Source organism: Nonomuraea sp. NPDC050547, from assembly GCF_044457345.1.
In the GTDB taxonomy this organism is placed as follows: domain Bacteria; phylum Actinomycetota; class Actinomycetes; order Streptosporangiales; family Streptosporangiaceae; genus Nonomuraea.
Window position 1 is genome coordinate 1 of the sequence record NZ_JBITGW010000036.1, and the last position, 18408, is coordinate 18408.

Below are 18408 nucleotides of genomic sequence, written 5' to 3' on the forward strand. Positions count from 1 at the left end.
AAGCCGACAGATCCCGTTGAAGACCCGAAGTCAGTCAGTCGGTGGGTCAGACCTCGGCGGGAGGTGCTCACCTACATCATCTCTGTCAGTCGGAGTCGTTGTCGTTGAGCGCGTCTTCTGAGACGACTGACATCTCCGACCACAGGGACAGCAGGTCGATCAGGGTCTCGTCGGCGGGGCCGCGCAGCACCCAGATGTCGTCGACGTGGCCGGACCAGTTGGCCGAGGTGCCGCCGCGGCCGATCTGCGCCGAGGTGACGGGCCCGGCGAGGGCGACATCGTGGCGGTAGGACTTGACCTCCGCCTCCGGAGCCGCTTCGAGGGTGCCGTTCACCCAGAACTCCAGCGTCTTCTCCCGCGCGTTGTAGACGATCGCCAGATGGTCCCAGTCGCCGAATCCGGTGTGGAAGGCCGGGTGTTCGACGATGCCGGCGCCCGGGATCTCCACGACGTAGCGGCCGATCTCCCCCATGTCCGGATCGCCGCGGCCGGGATCGAACTTCACCCGCAGCGCGCTGCCGGTGGCCGTGGGCAGGTCGAGGACGGTCATCGCCTTGCGCGCGTTCCCGCTGGTCTCCACCCAGGCCGAAAGGGTGAAACTCTCCCTCGGGTCCAGGATCGCCGCGGCGACGCCGGCGTAGTCGGCCGCCGCGCCGGGCAGGTGCAGGGAACCGGGCACGGCGCTGTTGCTCATGGGGGTCTTGGGCACGAAGCGGGCCGCGCCGTACAGGCGGACGGGGGTTCTGATCGCCTCGCCGCTGTCGTCGGGAGCGCGGTTGAGGTGCCACTTGTGCGCCACCGTCAGCATCTCCCTCGACAGCGCCGCCGCCTCCTCGACGGTGACGATCCGGTCGTAGACGCGTACGTCGTCGATCTTCCCGGGGAAGAAGTCGAGCGGTGTGGCGGCCCACTGGACCCGGCCGATCGTGAGCGGGCCGCCGGCCCGCCAGGCGCTGGTGTAGTCCATCTCGCTGCCGGGCTCGCCGTTGACGTAGACGCGCACCTTCTTGGCGACGGCGTCGTACACGCCCATCAGGTGGGTCCACTCGCCGGGCCTGGCGGGCTTGGCCGACCAGGCGCTGGAGGACGGAACCGACGTCGAGTCGGAGTTCATCCGCCAGAACACCCATTTCTTGGCGTTCGGGTCGTAGCGCAGGCAGAAGCCCGACACGTTGACGCCGTCCTGGGCCGCCACGGTCGCGTACCCCGTGGGCAGGGTGTCGGGCAGCTTGGCCCACGCGGTCACCGTGAAGCTCTGCGTGGTGTCCAGCACGGCGCCGTCGGTACGGGCGAACGCCGTCGTGCCGTCGCCGGCCATGGCGGTGCCGCGCGAACCGGCCACGCCCAGGTGCGGCGTGCCGGACACCCGGGCGGGGAAGCGGCCCTGCGTGTCGGCCAGGATGACCGATCCCGCGGGGTCGTTGAGCTTCCAGTGCGCCTTCGGCGCGCGGCCGGGGGCGACCCGGAACCGGTAGACGGCCGAGCCCTTGGAGTAGTTGCCCGCCTGGTCCCTGACGCGTACGTAGAGGCTGTTGCTGCCGATGACCTTGGGGAGCAGGTGCAGCGTCTCGGTGGCGCTGCCCGCGGTCCGGCGGCGGAACTGGGCGGGTTCCTCGTTCACCGCGTACGCCCACTCGGTCACCGACGGGTCGAAGGTGACGACGAACCTGCCGTAGCGGCCCATGCCGTCCTGTGGCACCTGCGCCGGATCCAGGGGGTTCTCCGCGACGTACCCCTCGGGCCCCGGCGAGGTGATCGCCGGCAGCGGCGGCGCCTTGGTGTCGAAGACGAAGTAGCAGGCGGTCGCCGCGCCGTTCGAGCTCCACGGCCCCTTGCCCTTGCGGCTGTCCCAGGCCCTGACCTGCCAGTCGATGACCGTGTTCTCCGGCAGCAGCCCGCGCGGGACGTGCGCCATGAAGCTGTTGGCCACCTTGCCCGACCTGGCGCTCTTCGGGTCGGTGAAGTGCCGCCACGTCCGGGGCTGCCCGGCGGCGTTCTTCCAGGACACCAGGAACTCCGCCCGGACCTTGTCGGCGGTGCGGTTGTAGGTGTCGGGGTCGCGCAGGTTCTTGGCGATCAGCTTCGGCGTCGACCAGTTGAACACCGACGGGTTACCCGGCCCCTTGCACGGGCCGCCCGGCTCCATCTCCAGCTGGCTCATCCTCGGCTGCAGCGGCGGCCGGTTGTAGTGCACGCGCAGGAAGGCGCGCGACTCGAACCGCTTCCAGGCCAGCTGATCGCCCTCGTCGGCGGCGCGCAGCCCGAACGTGGTGTCGCGCCAGCCCTTCTGCGCCGCTTCCCTGACCCCCGAGGTGACGTTGAACAACACGTCACCCGCGGGGCAGGTACTGCCGGCGCACCCCGACCAGCCCTTGGCCACGTTGCGGCTGTCCAGCTTGCGCAGCCAGTTGTCGGAGGTCGAGTTCCAGGTGGAGTTCTTGCCGAACGCCTTGGCCAGGTGGATGTTCACCGGCCGCTTGCTGCCCGAGGCCGCCCACACCTCCCGCACGTGGAACTCGGCCGACAGGATCTGCTTGCCCGCCAGCCACCCGGTCGGGACGCGGTAGAACAGCCGCTTCTTATGCGGGGAGCCGCAGCTGCGGCCGCTGGAGGGCAGGCCGATCGGGCACCGGCCCATCCCCTGGTCCTTGGTGAAGTTGTAGATCTCGAACCCGCTGCTGGCCACCATGAGGTTGGCCGAGCTCATCGGCGTGCGGTACATCGGGTCGATGTACACCGGGAACGTGGTGTCGGCCGCGTTCAGCATGGCCGCGTCCGGGACCAGCGTGAGCCGGCCGCCGGACAGCTCAGTACCGATCGTGGCGATCTTCGACGCGTCGCCCGGCGCCGCGTCCGTCGCGTGGGTGGCCGGCGGATCCACCGGGCCGTCCTCACCCGTCGTCAGCGCGGCCGCGCCGCCTCCGGGAGCCGGCGCCGAGTCCCACATGATGGGCTTGGGCGCCTCGAAGATCACCGCGTCGTTGGCCGGATCGACCGCCTCCTGCGTGCCCTCCGCGTTCGTGCTCACCGTCAGCGTCGGCGCCGCCAGCGTCAGGGTCAGACTGGCCAGCCGGGGATCCTGCGCCGCGGCCGGGGTCTTGACCACCAGCGTGTGCGCGAAGCCGTCCGGAGTCGCCTTCACCCGCAGGTCCACGTCCGGGCCCATCACCCCGGTGTACACGGCGGTGTCGTGGTCCAGGGTCGGCGCGGGCAGCGCGCCGGGCCAGGTCAGCGACATCGTGTGGCCGGAACGGGTGAGCGTCGCCATCGGTCCCGTCCCGCCGGCCGACAGCCGCAGATCCACCAGCGAGGTGTACGGCCGGACCGCCCCGTCCTTGAACCGCAGGCCGTTGTACAAGGGAACCCACGTGTCACCCTGCTTCACGCGGATCGGGGTGAGCCGGTCCTGGACGTACATCGTGCCCTCGGGGGTGGCGTACACCTCCCGCGCCTCACCCCGCTCGGCGAGCACCTCCACCAGCTGGCCGGAGTTCTCCGCGGCGGCCAGCGCCTCGGCCTCGGTCGGCCGGGGGTCGGTGGAGACGGTCCACTTCCGTTCCGTCAGCGACACGTTGTCCAGGAAGGCCGTCAGCTCGCCCTTGCCGCCGAGCTGGAACGTGAGCGCGCCCTGGGAGGTGTCGGCCGTGGAGTCGAAGGTGTAGGCGAAACGCTGCGGCTGATCGGTCAGCTCCACGTCGGCGGCGAAGATCTCCGGGCAGGTCTCGGTCTCCTCGCAGACCACGGCCCTGATCGCCGCCTCGGCCGTGGCGTGGGCGTCGAAGGACAGCGTGTAGGTCCGCTTGGCCTGCAACGTCCGGCCGCTCTGGCGTACGTGCGCCTGCGCGGGTTCGGTGGTGCCGCCCGCCACGGTGATCTTCGCGGCGCCGTTCTCGGCCGCCAGCGTGGCCGGGCCGGCCGCCTGCCAGGACGCGGTGTCGGTGGTGAACTCCCCGTTGACCAGCACCTTCTTCGTGAACGAGCCCCGTCCGTAGAAGGCGACCTTCTGGTAGGTCCAGCCTTCGGCCAGCGCGCGGGCCTTCTCCGTCTCGCCCACGACGTACCGGTGGGAGGGGCCCTTGATCAGCTGGTGGACGGGGAGCAGTCCCTCCCCGTCCGCCGCCTGCGCGTGGAACCGGACGCCCTCGTCCACGTACCCCTGCGCCACGGCCTGATCGCGCTCGGCCGGGTCGAGGGTGAAGATCCGGTCGCCGCCGGACTTCCGCATGCCGGTCACCGGCGACAGGCCCGTCACGGCCTCACGCGCGACGTGCAGAACCTGGCCCTCGGGGGTGTAGCCCCATCTGGCCACCGCGCTGTCGTACTCCGTCTCCCAGGTGGTGAACAGCGTGTTGTCGTTCGTGGTGGTGCCCCGTAAGCGGTACAGCGGTTTGACCATCCACGCCGTCGCGATGTCCACCGCCTCGGCGTCCGCCCTGGGCGGCGTCCAAGCCGTGACGAGCAGGCCCGCCATGACCAGCGCCGCCGCGGTCAGGACGGCCGTCCACCTTCGTAGCCCCATGCGTGCTCCCCTGGTACACGATTCCCCGTGGCATGTGATTCGCCTCAGCATCGATCGGGGCTCGCCCGGTGGGTAGAGCGGCGCCGCCGGTTGGGAAAACGTGGGAAACCGGGGCGCCGATCCCTGGGGATCTCTAGGTGAACAGTGAGCCGAAGCGGCCGGTCACCGTGTTGGAGTTACGGCTCCCGCTGCTCCCGCCCGGTATCTGGTACGACACCTTGGCGTAGACCTCGTCGCGGGCTCCGATGTCCTCGTTGAGAAAGTCGCCTCCGATGACTTTCGACGAGCCGAGGATCCGGACCAGCCGGTCATCGGGGTTGGGCCACGGGTCCGAGCCCATGAGCGTGAAGTTGAGCACCTGGGCGTCGGTACAGGAGACGTCCACCTGGTACAGGTCGGGCCCGGGGACCCGCTGAATGGTCAGCCTGCACGTGCCCGCTGTGGCCTGGCCGGCGGCCGAGGCGGGTGTGACGACCCCGGTGAGCGCGAGTGCCGCGATCAGCAGCACTCCGCCCACCCGGATGATCCCTTTGCCGGTTGCCTGCATCTCTCATGTCCTTCCGTTTCGCGGGAGTCTGTCCTCACCCGGGAGGGCGTGACACCCGGTTCCACGGCGTTCCACGGCGAGATGCGGCGCTCTGGTTCACGACTCGCCGGACAGCCTCGCCGATCCCAGCGACGCGTTGGCGATGATCCTCGCCGCGGTCTGCGTGGACGAACCGGAGGTCAGTTCGGACAAGGTCGCCCTGTTGAGCGCGTGGACCACGAACTCGTAGGTGTTCACCGTGCGCGGCGAGCAGGGGCCCTGGTATCCGAAGAGGCTCGCGCTGCCGCGGTAGTAGACCTGCCTGGATCCCGAGGGGATCGAGGGCCTGTAGGCGTGGTCGACATTCTGCGGGAGCGAGGTCACGCTCACCGGAATGTCATAGATCACCCAGTGAATGAGATTGTTGTTGTCGAGGTCGCGCATCACGATCGCGTGGCTCCTGGCGGCGGCCGGGGCGCCGGCCCAGGACAGGGGCGGGGACTCGTTCCGCTGGCGCGGGTCGCTGCCGCCGCTGGTGCATTCGTGAACCTTCGGGATCACGCCACCGGGCGAGAAGGCGCTGCTGGTCAAGGTGAACGCCTGGGACGAGGCCGCGGCCGGCGGGGTGGTGACGCACAGGACGAGGAGGGCGTACAGCATGACGCGGACGACGGTCATGGAGGGCTCCTAAGGATGGTTCCGATCCCATCCACACATATACGGAGATCGTCGTCACAGTTTATGAATGACCCTTTTATCCCACCACCATTCGCTTATGCATAACATCGCCTTTTGTGTGATTTCGTCGTCAATATCGGAGGAAATTGATTGTGGCAGCCGGAGCCGCGCGGGCGCGGCTCCGGCCGCTGATCACAGATCTTCCAACGGGACGTACGGGTCGGGCAGGCCGAAGCCCGCGGGGCCGAAGCAGGCCAGGGCTTCGGGGGTGCGCATGATCGGCGGGGTGGAGATGCCGTAGACGGTCAGGCGCTGGCCGTAGGCGAGGGATTCGGTGGGGATGGGCGCGCCGGACTCGGTGTTGAGGGTGCAGATGAGGTCGGGGACGATGGCGACCATCGTGCCGTTGCGGCGGGCGACGAGGTGTTCGTTCTGGAAGGTGATCTCCAGGACGTCGCCGGGGTCGCCGGTCGCCTCCAGCCTGGCCCTGCCGCGGGCGAAGCCGTCCACGGTGCGGCGTTCGACGTCGACGACCTTGCCGTGGAACAGGACCGTGCCAAGGCTGTAGATCGTGCCGGCGAGCATCTTGGTGAGGGCGTCGAAGGGGTCGGCGTGGGTGGCGCGAGCCTCGCGCAACGTCTCGCCGATGCGGCGGCAGAGCGTCAGCGTGCCGTGCACGGAGGTACGGCGGACCTCTGCCGTGTCCATCGGGTAGTCGCTGATGGAGGAGGCGCCGCCCATCTGGATGGTCAGCGCGCGGGCGAGCTGTTCCATGCGCTTGTTGTCGCCGGCGGTGATGATGGCGGTGTCGCCGTGGTCGGAGGCGATGGCCATGGGCGACCCGGACACGCCCAGCACCCCGAAGGTCTGCATCTGGAGCTCGGGGAAGGCCCGTCCCATGCCGTCGGCGTCGACGACCGGCAGGCCGAGCTGGGCGGCGAGCATGAGCGGGATCATGCTGTTCAGGCCGCCGCACTCGGTCGGCATGACGGCGTAAGCCGTACGCCCGAGATGCCTTTCCAGGGCGCGGAACGCGGCCGCGTTGCCGTCGCCGGACGGGAGCTTTTCCACGAACACCGTCGGCGCGCCCATCATCGACGACGGCAGGACGAGCGCGCCGTCGGGCAGCTCGTCGGCGCCGATGATGTGCACGGTACGGCCCGCCGCCATCTCCTTCTCCACCAGCAGGCGCCCGATGTAGGGGTCTCCCCCGCCGCCGGTGCCCAGGACGGCGGCGCCTTCCGCCAGGTCGTGCAGGCCCTGCGGGGTCAGGTCGTAGCCCACTGGGACGCCTCCTTCGGGGTGCGGCCGAGGTCGAGGTCGCCGACGGCGCGGACGATGACGCGTACGGCGTTGCCGGGCAGGTAGTTGACGTGGATCTCGTCCACGTGCACGACCTGGACGCCGGCCGGTTCGGCTCCGGCCGAGACGGCCAGGTCGATCGCCTCGGCGCGGGCCTGGTCGAGGACGTCCTCCCGGGTGAGCTGAGGGCCGGTGACGAACAGGCGGTCGACCTCGCCGCCGATCTGGCCGATGGCGGCGCCGATGGCGTTGGCGACGCCGTAGTGCTCGGGGACGCGCACCTCGGGTACGCCGGGCAGTTCGGGCGGCATGAGGATGCTGCCGCCGCCGACGATGACGACGGGCAGCGGCTCGGCGCTCAGGCGCATCCGGTCGACGAGCCCCGCCACCCGATCGGCCATCCACGCCACTCCGCGCCGCACCAGATCGCGGTCCAGATGGCGGACGAGCGCCGGGTCTCCGAGCTCGGCCATGCCCGCGGCGACGACCAGGTCGGTGGCGGTGAGGGTGTCGCCGCCGAAGACCAGGGCCTGCTCGGTGAGCCGGTAGCCGACCGAGTCGGGGCCGATCCGCAGGCCGGGGTCGAGGGTGACGCGGCTGCCGCCGCCCAGGCCGACGGAGACGACGTCGGGCATGCGGAAGTTGGTGCGCACGCCCGCGATGTCCACGTCGGTGCTGGCCTGGCGCGGGTAGCCGCCGGTCAGCACGCCGACGTCGGCGGTGGTGCCGCCGATGTCGACCACGGCGGCGTCGGTGACGTCGGCCAGGAAGGCGGCGCCGCGCATGCTGTTGGTGGGGCCGCTGGCGAAGGTCCTGACGGGGTATCTGCGCGTGTACTCGGCGTCCATGAGGGTGCCGTCGTTCTGCGACAGGAACAGCGGGGCGCGCACCCCGACGGCGGTGAGCGCGCCGGTGAAGGCGTCGACGATCTCGTCGGCCAGGTCGAGCAGGCAGGCGTTGACGATCGTGGCCGACTCCCGTTCCAGCAACCGGATGCGGCCGATCTGGTGGGACAGGCTCACCCGGAGGTGCGGCAGCTCGGCGCGCAGGATGTCGGCGGCGGTCAGCTCCGCCTCGGCGGTGACGGGGGAGAAGACCGAGCTGATCGCCACCGTGGTGATGTCGTGGGCGGCCAGGTCGGCGGCGGCCCGCTTGAGCTCGTCGGGCTCCAGCGGCGAGATGGGACGGCCGTCGACCTCGTGCCCGCCGTGACACAGGTGCACGCTCGGGCGGATGGCCGCGATCAGCTCGGCCGGCCAGTCGGAGGTGGGCGGCAGCGCGGCGGTCGCGGGCAGCGCGAGCCGTACGACGCCGGTGCGGGCCAGGCGGCGGCGGGTGACGAGCGCGTTGGTGAAGTGGGTGGTGCCGATCATGACTGCGGTGACCTCGCCGCGGTCGAGATTGTGGCTGTCCAGCAGGTCGGTCAGCGCCGTGACGACGCCGCGGGTCACGTCCGCGGTCGTCGCCGTCTTGATCGTGGCCACGACGTTCATGGCCGGGTCGAGGAGGACGGCGTCGGTGTGGGTGCCGCCCACGTCGATGCCTATGCGCACGGTGCGGTGCTCCTGTCTGTGGGAAGGCCGGGATACGGCGCCGCGCTCATGCGGCGGATGCCCGGTTGGAACCGGTGAGCCCAGCCTTGCCGGCCAGGGCGTACAGGACGAAGGCGGCCAGCAGCGCGTTGAGCGCCGGGATGCCCCAGGTGACGTAGTGGCCGATGAGCGCGGCGGCCACCCAGACGGCCAGCGCCGCGGGCACCCAGCCGGGCGAGCGCGCGGGCAGGGCGCCCTGCTCGCGGGAGGTGTCCAGGACGGCCCGCCACGTGCGGACGACGTAGTACTCGGCCACCATGATCCCGGCGATCGGCGGGATCGCCACGCCGAGCAGGATGAGGAAGCCGACCAGGTGGTCGGCCATGCCGAGGGCGGCCAGCGCGGTGCCGACCACGCCCAGCCCGACGGTGACCGCGGCCCGCCCGGCCTTCAGACCGAACGCGGTGTAGAGGGTGTTGGTGACGCCCAGGCTGGCGGCGTACAGGTTCCAGTCGTTGACCTTCGCCGTCGCGGTGATCAGCACGAGGACGCCGACCGTGCCGGAGGTGGTGGTGACGATGGTGACGACGTCGCCGGTACGCAGCGCGTGGGCCAGCAGGACACCGACGAGCGCGAGCACGTACTCGCCCAGGGAGATGCCGAGCACGGTCTGCTTGACGACGTCGGCGGCGTTGCGATTGAAGCGGCACATGTCCGGCGAGATGACCGCGCCGACGATGAACCCGCCCGCGACCAGGGTCGCTCCCTGGGCCAGGCTCATCGCCGGGCCCGCCGGGCTGGAGGCGATGAGCTCGCCGAGCGGGCGCTGGGCCAGTTCGACCGCGATCGCCCAGCCGGCCAGCGCCAGGAACGCCGGGACGGTGATCCAGGCGGTCCAGGCCATGCCGGCGAAGCCGTGCACCACGATCGCGGTGATGACCAGTCCGCCGGCGATCGCCCAGATCCACGCCGGTGAGCCGCCGAGCAGGCCCGAGACGCCCCGGGCCAGCACGGCGGTCTGCACGCCGAACCAGCCGAGCAGCGCGGTGGCGATGACCAGGCCGACCAGGCCGGAGCCGTACCGGCCGAAACCGGCCCAGCGCGCCAGCAGGCTGGTCGACAGGCCCTCGCGCATCCCGGCGATGCCGAGCGCGATCGCGACCAGTTCCAGAATGGCGGCGCCCAGGGTGACGGCCAGCACGGCCTGCCAGAACGTCATGCCGAGACCGAGGGTGGCGCCCAGGAGGAACTGCGACAGCGCGCTGAGCAGGCCGAAGCGCTGCACGGCGATGGTCATCCAGCCGTAGCGGGCCGACGCGGGGACGCGCTCAAGCGCGTAGTCCTCGCGGGCCAGGCCGGTGTCGGGGGGTAAGGCCGCCTCGGCGGTCGGGGGGTGCGACATCGGTGATCCCTTCCGGGTGATGTGCCAGCGGATATGCCGACGCTAGAGAAGAGATCGCGATATCAAAAGAGGCACGTCGCCCGGGAGCGTTCCGGGATGGCGGCGATCTTCGGATGGGGCGGGTCCGGGCACGTCCCGAGGCGGTAGGCCCGGCTATCGGCCGGCCAGTTCGCAGGCCTCGTCGAGGTGGTCCTCGGTGAAGGGGATCGTGGCGCGGATGCCGCTCCTTCGCGGATCAGGGCCCTCGACGTTGAGGGCCCTCCACCGCACAGCCTCCCCCCTGTGGAGAGCTTAGTAACAGTAATCACTGGAACGACTACATAATGTAGCCACTTGGATGGGCCTACTTGACGAGCCAGAGCTTCTTGCCGCAGTTGTCGGCCTTGCCGGCCCAGCAGGTGTAGGTGAACAGCTTCTTGATGCCGCGCAGCTCGAACTGGCGGATGCCGGTGACGCCGTCCCAGGCGGTGACGCGGCTCTTCCACTGGCCGTTCTTCTGGTAGCGGAACCAGGCGTAGCCCTTCTTGCCGCCGGCCTTGTCGAAGCCCTTCCAGCTGATCCGCCACACACCGGGGCCGGTCTTCTGCACGACGCCGCGGGTGTAGGCCTTGCCGTCGCTGGAGAACAGCTTCTTCCAGGCCACGATGCCCGACTGGCTCTGTGCGGCGGTGGTGGCGCTCTGCGCGTTGGCGGCGGGCGCGATGGCCAGACCGGCGGCGATCGAACCGGCGATGGCCGTGGCGGCGAGAAGCTTACGCATGATTCCTGACTCCCATCAGTGGTGGTGCCGGTGGTGTCCGGCAACGCAGAACCTAGGAAGGATCCGGAGCGACATCCGCGTCCAAATCCACACAGAGCGAAAGAACTTCGCGCCTGGTCTACGGCGTGGCGACCACCCTCACACGGCCGCTGTGGGGAGGCTCGGGACGGCGGATCCGGGGTCGGTACCGGCGAAGGCCAGCCCGATGACGAAGCCCGCGACCTCCTCAAGCTGGCGCGCCCGATCCAGCGGCCCCAGCACGGCCGGGAGTCCGCCGACATCGCGGACCAGGTCGCCGACGACGCGCAACGCCCGCGGATCGTCACCGCACATCGCCACCGTGACGGGGGGTCCGCCGCCGGCGCGGGTCCACTGGGCGGAGGGGAAGACGTTGAAGGCCTTCACGACGTGCGCGCCGGGAGCCAGCGCGGCGATCCGCTGTGCCATCGCCTCGCCGGGGCCGTTCAGCACCACGCCCACGCCGTGCTCGACGGCGTTCGTCGGATCGATCAACGGGGTTCCCGCCAGCGAGCCGCCCGAGCACGACCCCCTCGTGCTCGCCTGGCTTCGAGCCCGGCCGTCGGGCGACGATCCGCTGCTCGGCTCACTGTTGCCGCGGATCTTCGAGGCCGAGGGCGCCGGCCGCGTCCTGCGTGAGGAGCGTGGGGAACCCGTCCCCACCCGCTGGCCGGCCTTGCTCCGGCGGCTGCCGGCCGAGGGCCGGGTGTCGCGGGCGGAACTGCTCGACGGGTGCCTGCGCCGGTTCCTGCGTGGCGGGGACGAGATCGGGCTGCGCTTCTTCGTGCGGCTGCACCACCTGCTCGACCCGACGCCGCAGGAGGCCGGCGCGCGCGTACGCGACTATCTGCGGTTGCTGCCCGCCGCTCCCGGCGCGGTCGCGGAGCTGGCGCTCGCCCAGATCGGGTACGGCGGCGCCGCCGCGGCAGGCGAGGTCGTCGAGACGATCGGCGCGCTGACGTTCCGGCCTGAGGCCAGGCTCGCCCTGGAGGGCCTGCGCCGGTTGGAACGGGAGCTGCCGCATGCCGCCGAGCCGGCGCCCGCGCTGGCGGCCGCGTTCGGGCACGCCTCCTACGAGGTCCAGGGGCGGGCGGCCAGGATCGCGCTCAGGCACGCCGCCGCCTTCGCCCCGGGCGGTGCGGCCATCGCCGAGGCCGCGCCGCTGCTGCCCGCGGCGCTCGGTGTGAAGGTGACGGCCGTGTACGGCGGGAGCCCCGCCCGTTAGCCGGAGGCCTCGCGGCACTTGCGCACGGCGCCCGGCGATCTAGCGTGGGTCCCGAGACGATTGGAAAGAGGGCATCAGATGCTGCGAACCATCAGGCTCCTTTGCGCGATTGTCACGACCCTCGTCCTGGCCGTCGCCACCGGCGCTCCCGCCGGGGCGGCCGCGGACCGGGAGTTACCCGAGTCGATCCCGTTGCCCGACGGCTTCCGGCCCGAGGGCATCGCCATCGGCTCCGGCCCGCTCGCCTACTTCGGCTCGCTGGCGAACGGCTCCATCTACCGGGCCGACCTGCGGACCGGGCGCGGCGCGATCATCAGCGAGGGTCCCGGCACCCCGTCCGTCGGGATGAAGATCGACGAGCGCGGACGCCTGTTCGTGGCGGGCGGCACGGCCGGGGACGCCCGCGTCGTCGACACCCGCACCGGCCGGGTCCTGGCCTCCTACCGGCTGGCCACCGCCGCCGGATTCGTCAACGACGTCATCCTCACCCGCGACGCCGCGTGGTTCACCGACTCCGCCAACCCGGTGCTCTACAAGCTGCCGCTGCGCGGCGGACGGCTGCCCGCCGACGTGGTGCGGGTCCCGCTCACGGGCGACCTGGTGTACGGCACCGGCATCAACGCCAACGGCATCGCCGCCACCCCCGACGGCCGGGGCCTGATCATCGTGCAGTCGAACACCGGCGGCCTGTTCCGCGTGGACGGCACCGGTACCACCTCCCGGATCGACCTGCACGGCGAGTCGCTGCCGCAGGGCGACGGCCTGCTGCTGCGCGGCCGGACCCTGTACGCGGTGCAGAACCGGATCAACACCGTGGCGGTCCTGCGGCTGAACGCGGCGGGGACCGAGGGCCGCGTGGTCCGGCGGGTGACCAGCGCCCTGTTCGACGTGCCGACGACGGTGGCGGCGTTCGGGTCCCGCCTGTACCTGCCCAATGCCCGCTTCACCACCCCGCCGACCCCCGACACGACGTACGACGCCGTCGCCATCCCCCGCCCCTGACCCGGCACGCGGGCCTCATCGATCGGAGACCAAGGCCCGGCACCCGCACGGCACCACGCCCATGCACGCGGCGCATCCGATCTCCCGGCACACGCGAGATCGGATGCCCGAGCCCCGAGGCGCCCCCGGCCCGAGGCGCGACGCGCGAGATGCCACAGCCCGAACATGCCGCGGTCCGAGGTGCCTCGGCGTGAGATGACGCGACCCCATGCCGGGAACACCTCGCCGCATCACGCCCAGGCCGGGCGAGGCATGGCCGCGTGCGCGACCCGCGCAGGGCATATGCTTCCTCCTGCGGCTGGCCCGGCCCCGTTGAGGGATCGGCGCAAGAGGGAACCCGGTGTGAATCCGGGACTGCCCCGCAGCGGTGAGCGGGAACGACCGCCGTCCACGCAAGCACTGGGCTCCGGCCTGGGAAGCGACGGCCAGTAGGAACGTGTGGGACGCCCGCGAGTCCGAACACCTGCCACCGCCCGCGCGCCGCCCGGTGCGCGGCCCCCAGGGGTTCCGCGAGGGAAAAGGACCCGACGTGAGACAGCGCACCACCGTGCTCGGACGCCCGGCGACCACCACCGGCCTGTGGGAAGGATGGCGGGCGCTCGGCCTGACCGACCTCCCGCTCCACCACCCCACCTTCCGCTCCCCCGCGACCTTCGGCGTCGCGGAGGGGTCGGCGCTCACCCCAGCCACCCGCTTCCGGCTCGACCACGGCGCGCCGCTCGCCGCCTACCTGGCGGTCAGGCGGCTCGGCTTCGAGGTACGCCCGGTGCTACCCGGCCCGCTCGCCTTCCTGCGAAGCACCGGCGGCCGAAGCGCCGGCGGCCCGGGCTTCGATCCACTCAGCCTGCTGGAGGCGTTCCTGGAGCCGTACGCCGAACTGCTGGAGCGGCTGGCCACCGCCGGAGCGCAGGAGGTCCAGCTGGACGAGCCCGCACCGGCCGACCCTGCGGGCCTGCGCCGCCTGGCCCGCGTCTACCGGCGGCTGGGCGAGCTGAGCAACCGTCCCCGGCTGATGGTGTGCCTGTGCTCGGGCGAGGCCGGTCCGGCGCTGGCCGTACTGGGCGGTTCGCGGGTCGAGAGCATCGCCCTGGACTTCGTGACCGCGCCCGGCGCCCTGGACGCCCTCACCCGGATGGGCGGCCTGCCCCGCACGACCGTGGTGGCCGCCGTCGTGGACGGCCGTTCGCCGCACACCGGGCCGGTGGAATCCGCCGCGGCGACGTGCGCCACGATCTCGGGCCTCGCCGACCGGCTCGTGGTGGCCGCCTCCTGCTCACCACGCCAGCCCGCGCCCCTGGAGACCGCCGCCACCGTGGTCCGCGTAGGACTCGGCCATGCCTGAACCCTGCTGACCCCGCCACGATCTTCACGGGCGTCCGTGACGGCCATGTGACCGTCACGTGTGGACCGCTACCTCGCTCGGGGACATGCGTTTGTTCGGTTTCATGTCCGATGCCCCGGAGCTTCCGTCGCTCACCCCGAGGAGGCCGGGGGTCTACGGGCTGCGGGTGCCTGGTGCGGCCGGCCTTCGCGCCTACCGGGAACGGCTGCGCGTCGCGGATGGCGACGGCACGTCTCGAACGTGACGCCCCTCGGCGGTCGCCGGATCGTGATCCTGGGCATCCCCCGCGCTCCGCAGGGCGCCTGCCTGCGGGAGGAAGCGGCCGTCCGGAACTAGCGGTACGACATGCGGCGCACGAGCGCCTCGAACGGGCCCCGGTATCCCTTGCGGTGCATCCAGGCCGCCGCGGGAATCGAGGCCGCCCAGATGACGACGGCGACGGCGAGGCTGGCGGCGAAGCTGAGGTCGTCGCGCAGGCCCAGGGTGAACGGGTAGAAGAGCGCCACCCATACCACCGACTGCGCGAGGTAGAACGTCATCGAGCGCTGCCCGAGGGCGGCCAGGGCGGTGGTGAGGGGGCCGTGGTTGTGGCCGATGCGGACGGCGGCGAGCCCGATGGCCGCGGCCGCGCCGATGCCGCCGATGTAGCCGGTGAAGCTGTGCGCGGCGTACGTCACCCATACGACGGGCGTCGCCACGTCGGGCCAGGTGCCGACGGCCAGGAACGCCGCCGGGAGCCGTCCGACGACCGCGGCGCCGATGCACAGCAAGGCGATCCGCTTCAGGAGAGCCATGTGCTGTCCCGGCTCGTCGAGGATCTTCTTGCGGGCGGCCAGGAGTCCCCACGCCATGCCGGGGATCGCGAAGAGGATGGACACCAGGGTTCTGCCCGGCCACGCGATGGCGTTGGTGAGAAGGTGATCGACGAAGGCCGGCTCCATGTACTTCGCGATGGTGAACGGCGAGCCCTCCGCGGCCGTGGTGTAGACCTGAACGCTCTGCCAGGTGAGGAAGAGTCCCCCCGGGATCAGGGTCAGCAGGCCCAGCCGCCACAGGACGGCGTCGCGGGCGCGTACGAGGAAGGCGAGGAAGAGCATCGTCACGCCGTAGACCGCGATGACGTCGAACGGCACCAGGACCACCGCGTGTGCCAGCCCGATGACGATCAGCCACAGGCTGCGCCGGCGTAGCAGCGCGCGCACGGACGGCCATTCGCTGCCGCGCGCGTACTGACGCTGGGCCAGTTGCCCGAGCCCGTAGCCGAACAGGAAGACGAACATCCCGCGGGCCTGGTTGTCGGTGACGAGGGTGGTGAAGAAGTGGGCGATCGTGTTGAGGGCCGAGGACCCGCGTGTCCAGTCGAGCAGGAATTGCGGGGCGTGGGCCAGGGCTATGCCCAGCAGCATGATGCCGCGTGCCAGATCCGGCGCCAGGGATCGGGCGGTCGTGCTGAGGGGAGCCGGCAGGGTGGCGGAGGCGGTCACGCCGGCCCCCGCTCCGAGGCGAACTGATGCATGGTGCGTCTCCTTGTTTCTGGGTCGATGGCGCCGTCATCCGGGCGTGGGCAAGGCCGGCCGGCGGTTCTCACTTTCCGGGGTCGCGGTTGTACAGCTTCTTGGCCCACAGGTATCCGAGCAGGGCGATGACGGCGCTCCAGGCGATCGAGCGGGTGAGGCTGTCGCCGACCGGCGCGCCGGTGAGCAGGCCGCGCAGGGTCTCGATGATCGGGGTGAAGGGCTGGTTCTCGGCGAACCACCGCAGGGCGTCCGGCATCGAAGCGGTGGGGACGAAACCGCTGCCGAGGAAGGGCAGGATGATCAACGGCATGGGCAGGTTGCTGGCGGCGGCGATGTCGTCGGTGACCATGCCGAGCGCCGTGGACAGCCAGGTGATCGCGAAGCTGATCATGACCAGGACGCCGGCGACGCCGAGCCAGCCGCCCACGCCCGCGCCGGGCCGGAAGCCCACCAGCAGCGCGACGGCGACCACCGCGACGACGGCGAGCATGGTCTGGATGATGCTGCCGAGTACGTGCCCGGTGAGCACGGAGACGCGGGCGATGGCCATCGTCTTGAAGCGCGCCACGATGCCGCCGGTCATGTCGGTGGCCACCGAGATGGCGGTGCCCTGGGCCGCGCCGACGACGGTCATGAGAATGATGCCCGGCGCGAGGTAGTTGGCGTAGGCGGTGCGCGGGTCGCCGGTGCCGACGTCGATGCCGGCGCCCATGGTGCCGCCGAAGACGTACACGAACAGCACCAGGAAGATGATCGGCATGCCGGCCGCGGTCAGGGTCAGCGCCGGGTAGCGCAGGATGTGCCGGAGCTGGCGGCGCAGCATGGTCGCCGAGTCGGTCAGGGCGCGTGTCATCGTGACTCCGTGAGGGCGAGGAAGACGTCGTCGAGGTCGGGGGTGTGCACCGACAGTTCCTCCACCTTGATGGCGTTGCCGTCGAGCCAGTCGATCAGGCCGCGCAGGGTGGCGGTGCCGCCGTTGTTGGGGACGAGCAGGGTGAGGGCCTCGTCGTTGCGGGAGATCGGGCCGACGCCGCGCAGGGCGAGCTCGTAGCTCGCCGAGTCGGCGAACTTCAGGCTGATGTGCCCGCCGGGTACCAGCCGCTTGAGCTCCTCCGCGCTGCCTTCGGCGACGATGCGGCCGCCGTTGAGCATGGCGATGCGGTCGGCGAGCTGGTCGGCTTCCTCCAGGTACTGGGTGGTGAGGAAGATGGTGACGCCGCCGTCGACGAGTTCGCGCACGATCGCCCACATCGAACGCCGGCTGCGCGGGTCGAGGCCGGTGGTCGGCTCGTCGAGGAAGATGACGCTCGGGTTGCCCACCAGGGTCATGGCCAGGTCGAGGCGGCGCCGCATGCCGCCGGAGTAGGTGGCGGCCCGTTTGCGGGCCGCGCCGGTCAGGTCGAAGCGCTCCAGCAGCTCGCGGGCCGTCTTGCGGCCCTTGGAGCGGCCGAGCAGGTGCAGGTCGGCCATGAGGCGAAGGTTCTCCTCGCCGGTCAGCAACCCGTCGGCGGCGGAGAACTGGCCGGTGACGCCGATGGCGGCGCGTACGGCGTCCGGCTGCTTGGCCAGGTCGTTGCCGGCCACGGTGACCTGCCCGGCGTCGGCCTTGATGAGCGTGGACAGGATCTGCACGGTCGTCGTCTTTCCCGCGCCGTTGGGCCCGAGCAGGGAGAAGATCGATCCTTGTGGGATGGACAGGTCGATGCCGTCGAGTACGCGGTGGGAGCCGTAGGACTTGCGCAGCCCGGAGACGGTGATGGCGGTGCCGGTCATGGTCGGATTCCTTGGCGGGTCAGGCGCGGTGGACATGGATGTCGCCGTAGGTGGTGCGGGCGTAGATGTCCGCCTTGGCGTCGGTGTGCACGGGGGCGCGGCCGGAGTCGAGGGTGTCGCGGACCTCGCCGTGCCGGGAGTTGACGTCCACGTCGGCGGCGGTGGTGCGGGCAACGCCGACGGAGACGGCGCCGTAGCCGGTCTCCAGTACGGCCTTGCCCGAGACCAGCCGTCCGATGCGGATGCCGCCGTGGGCCGAGGTGGCCTTGATGTCGGCGCGCACCCGGTCGATGTCGATGTCGCCGCTGCCCGCCTCGATCGTGAGGGTGGAGCCGGCCTCGCCGACGCGGACGGCCCCGTCGGTGGCGATCTCCACCACGCCGACGGGCCGCGTGATGGTGATGGAGCCGTGCTCGCTGCGGGCGCGCACGCCGGCCGTCTCCTCCAGGGAGATGTCGCCGTGCGAGGTGCGCGCCTCGACGTCGCCGAGGCTTCCGGTGGCGCGGATGGCGCCGTAGAAGGCGTCGGCGTTCAGCTCGGACTCGGCCGGCAGCCGGATGACCACCACCACCGACGGCGGCGTCTTGGCGGACCAGCGGCGCGAGGACTGGCGGGGCGAGCGCACGGCCAGGCGTCCGTCGGCGTAGGTGACCTCGGTCTGCCCGGCCAGATCCACGTCCGCGGAGCGCGCGGGGTCGGCGGGGGTCACCTCGACCGTGGTCTCCTCGTACGGCCCCGCGTCGACGCGGACCTCGCCGGAGCCGAACTCGACGAGGGCGTGGATGGGGCCGGGGGTGTCGAAGGTGTGCATG

Annotated in this window: 15 protein-coding genes and 1 riboswitch; of the genes, 3 read left to right on the forward strand and 12 right to left on the reverse strand. The window is 71.3% G+C overall.

The features are described 5' to 3' along the window. Window positions 1–85: 85 nt before the first annotated feature. From ACIBHY_RS52725 to ACIBHY_RS52760, 8 genes are all read right to left on the reverse strand, one after another. On the reverse strand, window positions 86–4519 hold the full coding sequence (locus tag ACIBHY_RS52725) for a LamG-like jellyroll fold domain-containing protein (protein ID WP_397310814.1): 4434 nt from the start codon (window positions 4517–4519) through the stop codon (window positions 86–88). Window positions 4520–4652: 133 nt separating this feature from the next. Continuing rightward, window positions 4653–5066 (reverse strand): hypothetical protein, encoded by a 414-nt coding sequence (locus tag ACIBHY_RS52730; protein WP_397257209.1) that lies wholly within the window; start codon window positions 5064–5066, stop codon window positions 4653–4655. A gap of 96 nt (window positions 5067–5162) precedes the next feature. After that, entirely contained in the window at window positions 5163–5723 is a 561-nt protein-coding gene (locus tag ACIBHY_RS52735) for a YbhB/YbcL family Raf kinase inhibitor-like protein (protein ID WP_397257208.1), read from the reverse strand. A 192-nt stretch (window positions 5724–5915) separates the two neighbouring features. Continuing rightward, entirely contained in the window at window positions 5916–7007 is a 1092-nt protein-coding gene (locus tag ACIBHY_RS52740; protein ID WP_397310815.1) for a DUF917 domain-containing protein, read from the reverse strand. After that, entirely contained in the window at window positions 6992–8578 is a 1587-nt protein-coding gene (locus tag ACIBHY_RS52745) for a hydantoinase/oxoprolinase N-terminal domain-containing protein (RefSeq protein ID WP_397310816.1), read from the reverse strand. Before ACIBHY_RS52745 ends, ACIBHY_RS52740 begins: the two co-directional genes overlap by 16 nt. 46 nt (window positions 8579–8624) lie before the next feature. After that, window positions 8625–9959: a purine-cytosine permease family protein gene (locus ACIBHY_RS52750; RefSeq protein WP_397310817.1), complete on the reverse strand. Its 1335-nt coding sequence runs from the start codon at window positions 9957–9959 to the stop codon at window positions 8625–8627. A 343-nt stretch (window positions 9960–10302) separates the two neighbouring features. Further along, window positions 10303–10719 carry a hypothetical protein gene (locus tag ACIBHY_RS52755; protein ID WP_397257202.1) on the reverse strand — a complete coding sequence of 139 codons (417 nt, stop codon included), beginning with the start codon at window positions 10717–10719 and terminating at the stop codon, window positions 10303–10305. A gap of 138 nt (window positions 10720–10857) precedes the next feature. Then, complete coding sequence (locus ACIBHY_RS52760; protein ID WP_397310818.1) at window positions 10858–11232, reverse strand: hypothetical protein; 375 nt, start codon at window positions 11230–11232, stop codon at window positions 10858–10860. 40 nt (window positions 11233–11272) lie between these two features. Here ACIBHY_RS52760 and ACIBHY_RS52765 point away from each other — a divergent pair, with 40 nt between their 5' ends. The 3 genes from ACIBHY_RS52765 to ACIBHY_RS52775 all read left to right on the forward strand — a co-directional run bounded on the left by ACIBHY_RS52765 (window position 11273) and on the right by ACIBHY_RS52775 (window position 14306). Continuing rightward, entirely contained in the window at window positions 11273–11962 is a 690-nt protein-coding gene (locus ACIBHY_RS52765; protein ID WP_397310819.1) for a hypothetical protein, read from the forward strand. A gap of 78 nt (window positions 11963–12040) precedes the next feature. Further along, window positions 12041–12964, forward strand: a complete 924-nt coding sequence (locus ACIBHY_RS52770; RefSeq protein WP_397310820.1) for an SMP-30/gluconolactonase/LRE family protein — start codon at window positions 12041–12043, stop codon at window positions 12962–12964. Between the two features lie 282 nt (window positions 12965–13246). Beyond that, window positions 13247–13450: riboswitch (cobalamin riboswitch) on the forward strand. 43 nt (window positions 13451–13493) lie between these two features. Further along, entirely contained in the window at window positions 13494–14306 is an 813-nt protein-coding gene (locus tag ACIBHY_RS52775; protein ID WP_397310821.1) for a hypothetical protein, read from the forward strand. A gap of 332 nt (window positions 14307–14638) precedes the next feature. Here the strand turns inward: ACIBHY_RS52775 and ACIBHY_RS52780 are convergent, their stop codons facing one another. The 4 genes from ACIBHY_RS52780 to ACIBHY_RS52795 form a co-directional block, all read right to left on the reverse strand. Then, window positions 14639–15790, reverse strand: coding sequence for a DUF418 domain-containing protein (locus tag ACIBHY_RS52780; RefSeq protein WP_397310822.1), 1152 nt, complete (start codon window positions 15788–15790; stop codon window positions 14639–14641). Window positions 15791–15890: 100 nt separating this feature from the next. Then, on the reverse strand, window positions 15891–16676 hold the full coding sequence (locus tag ACIBHY_RS52785; protein WP_397310823.1) for an ABC transporter permease: 786 nt from the start codon (window positions 16674–16676) through the stop codon (window positions 15891–15893). Then, window positions 16673–17596 (reverse strand): ATP-binding cassette domain-containing protein, encoded by a 924-nt coding sequence (locus ACIBHY_RS52790; protein ID WP_397310824.1) that lies wholly within the window; start codon window positions 17594–17596, stop codon window positions 16673–16675. Before ACIBHY_RS52790 ends, ACIBHY_RS52785 begins: the two co-directional genes overlap by 4 nt. Before the next feature lie 19 nt (window positions 17597–17615). Then, the gene (locus ACIBHY_RS52795) at window positions 17616–18407 is read right to left on the reverse strand and encodes a DUF4097 family beta strand repeat-containing protein (RefSeq protein WP_397310825.1); all 792 of its coding nucleotides are present in this window, start codon (window positions 18405–18407) and stop codon (window positions 17616–17618) included. Window position 18408 lies beyond the last annotated feature (1 nt).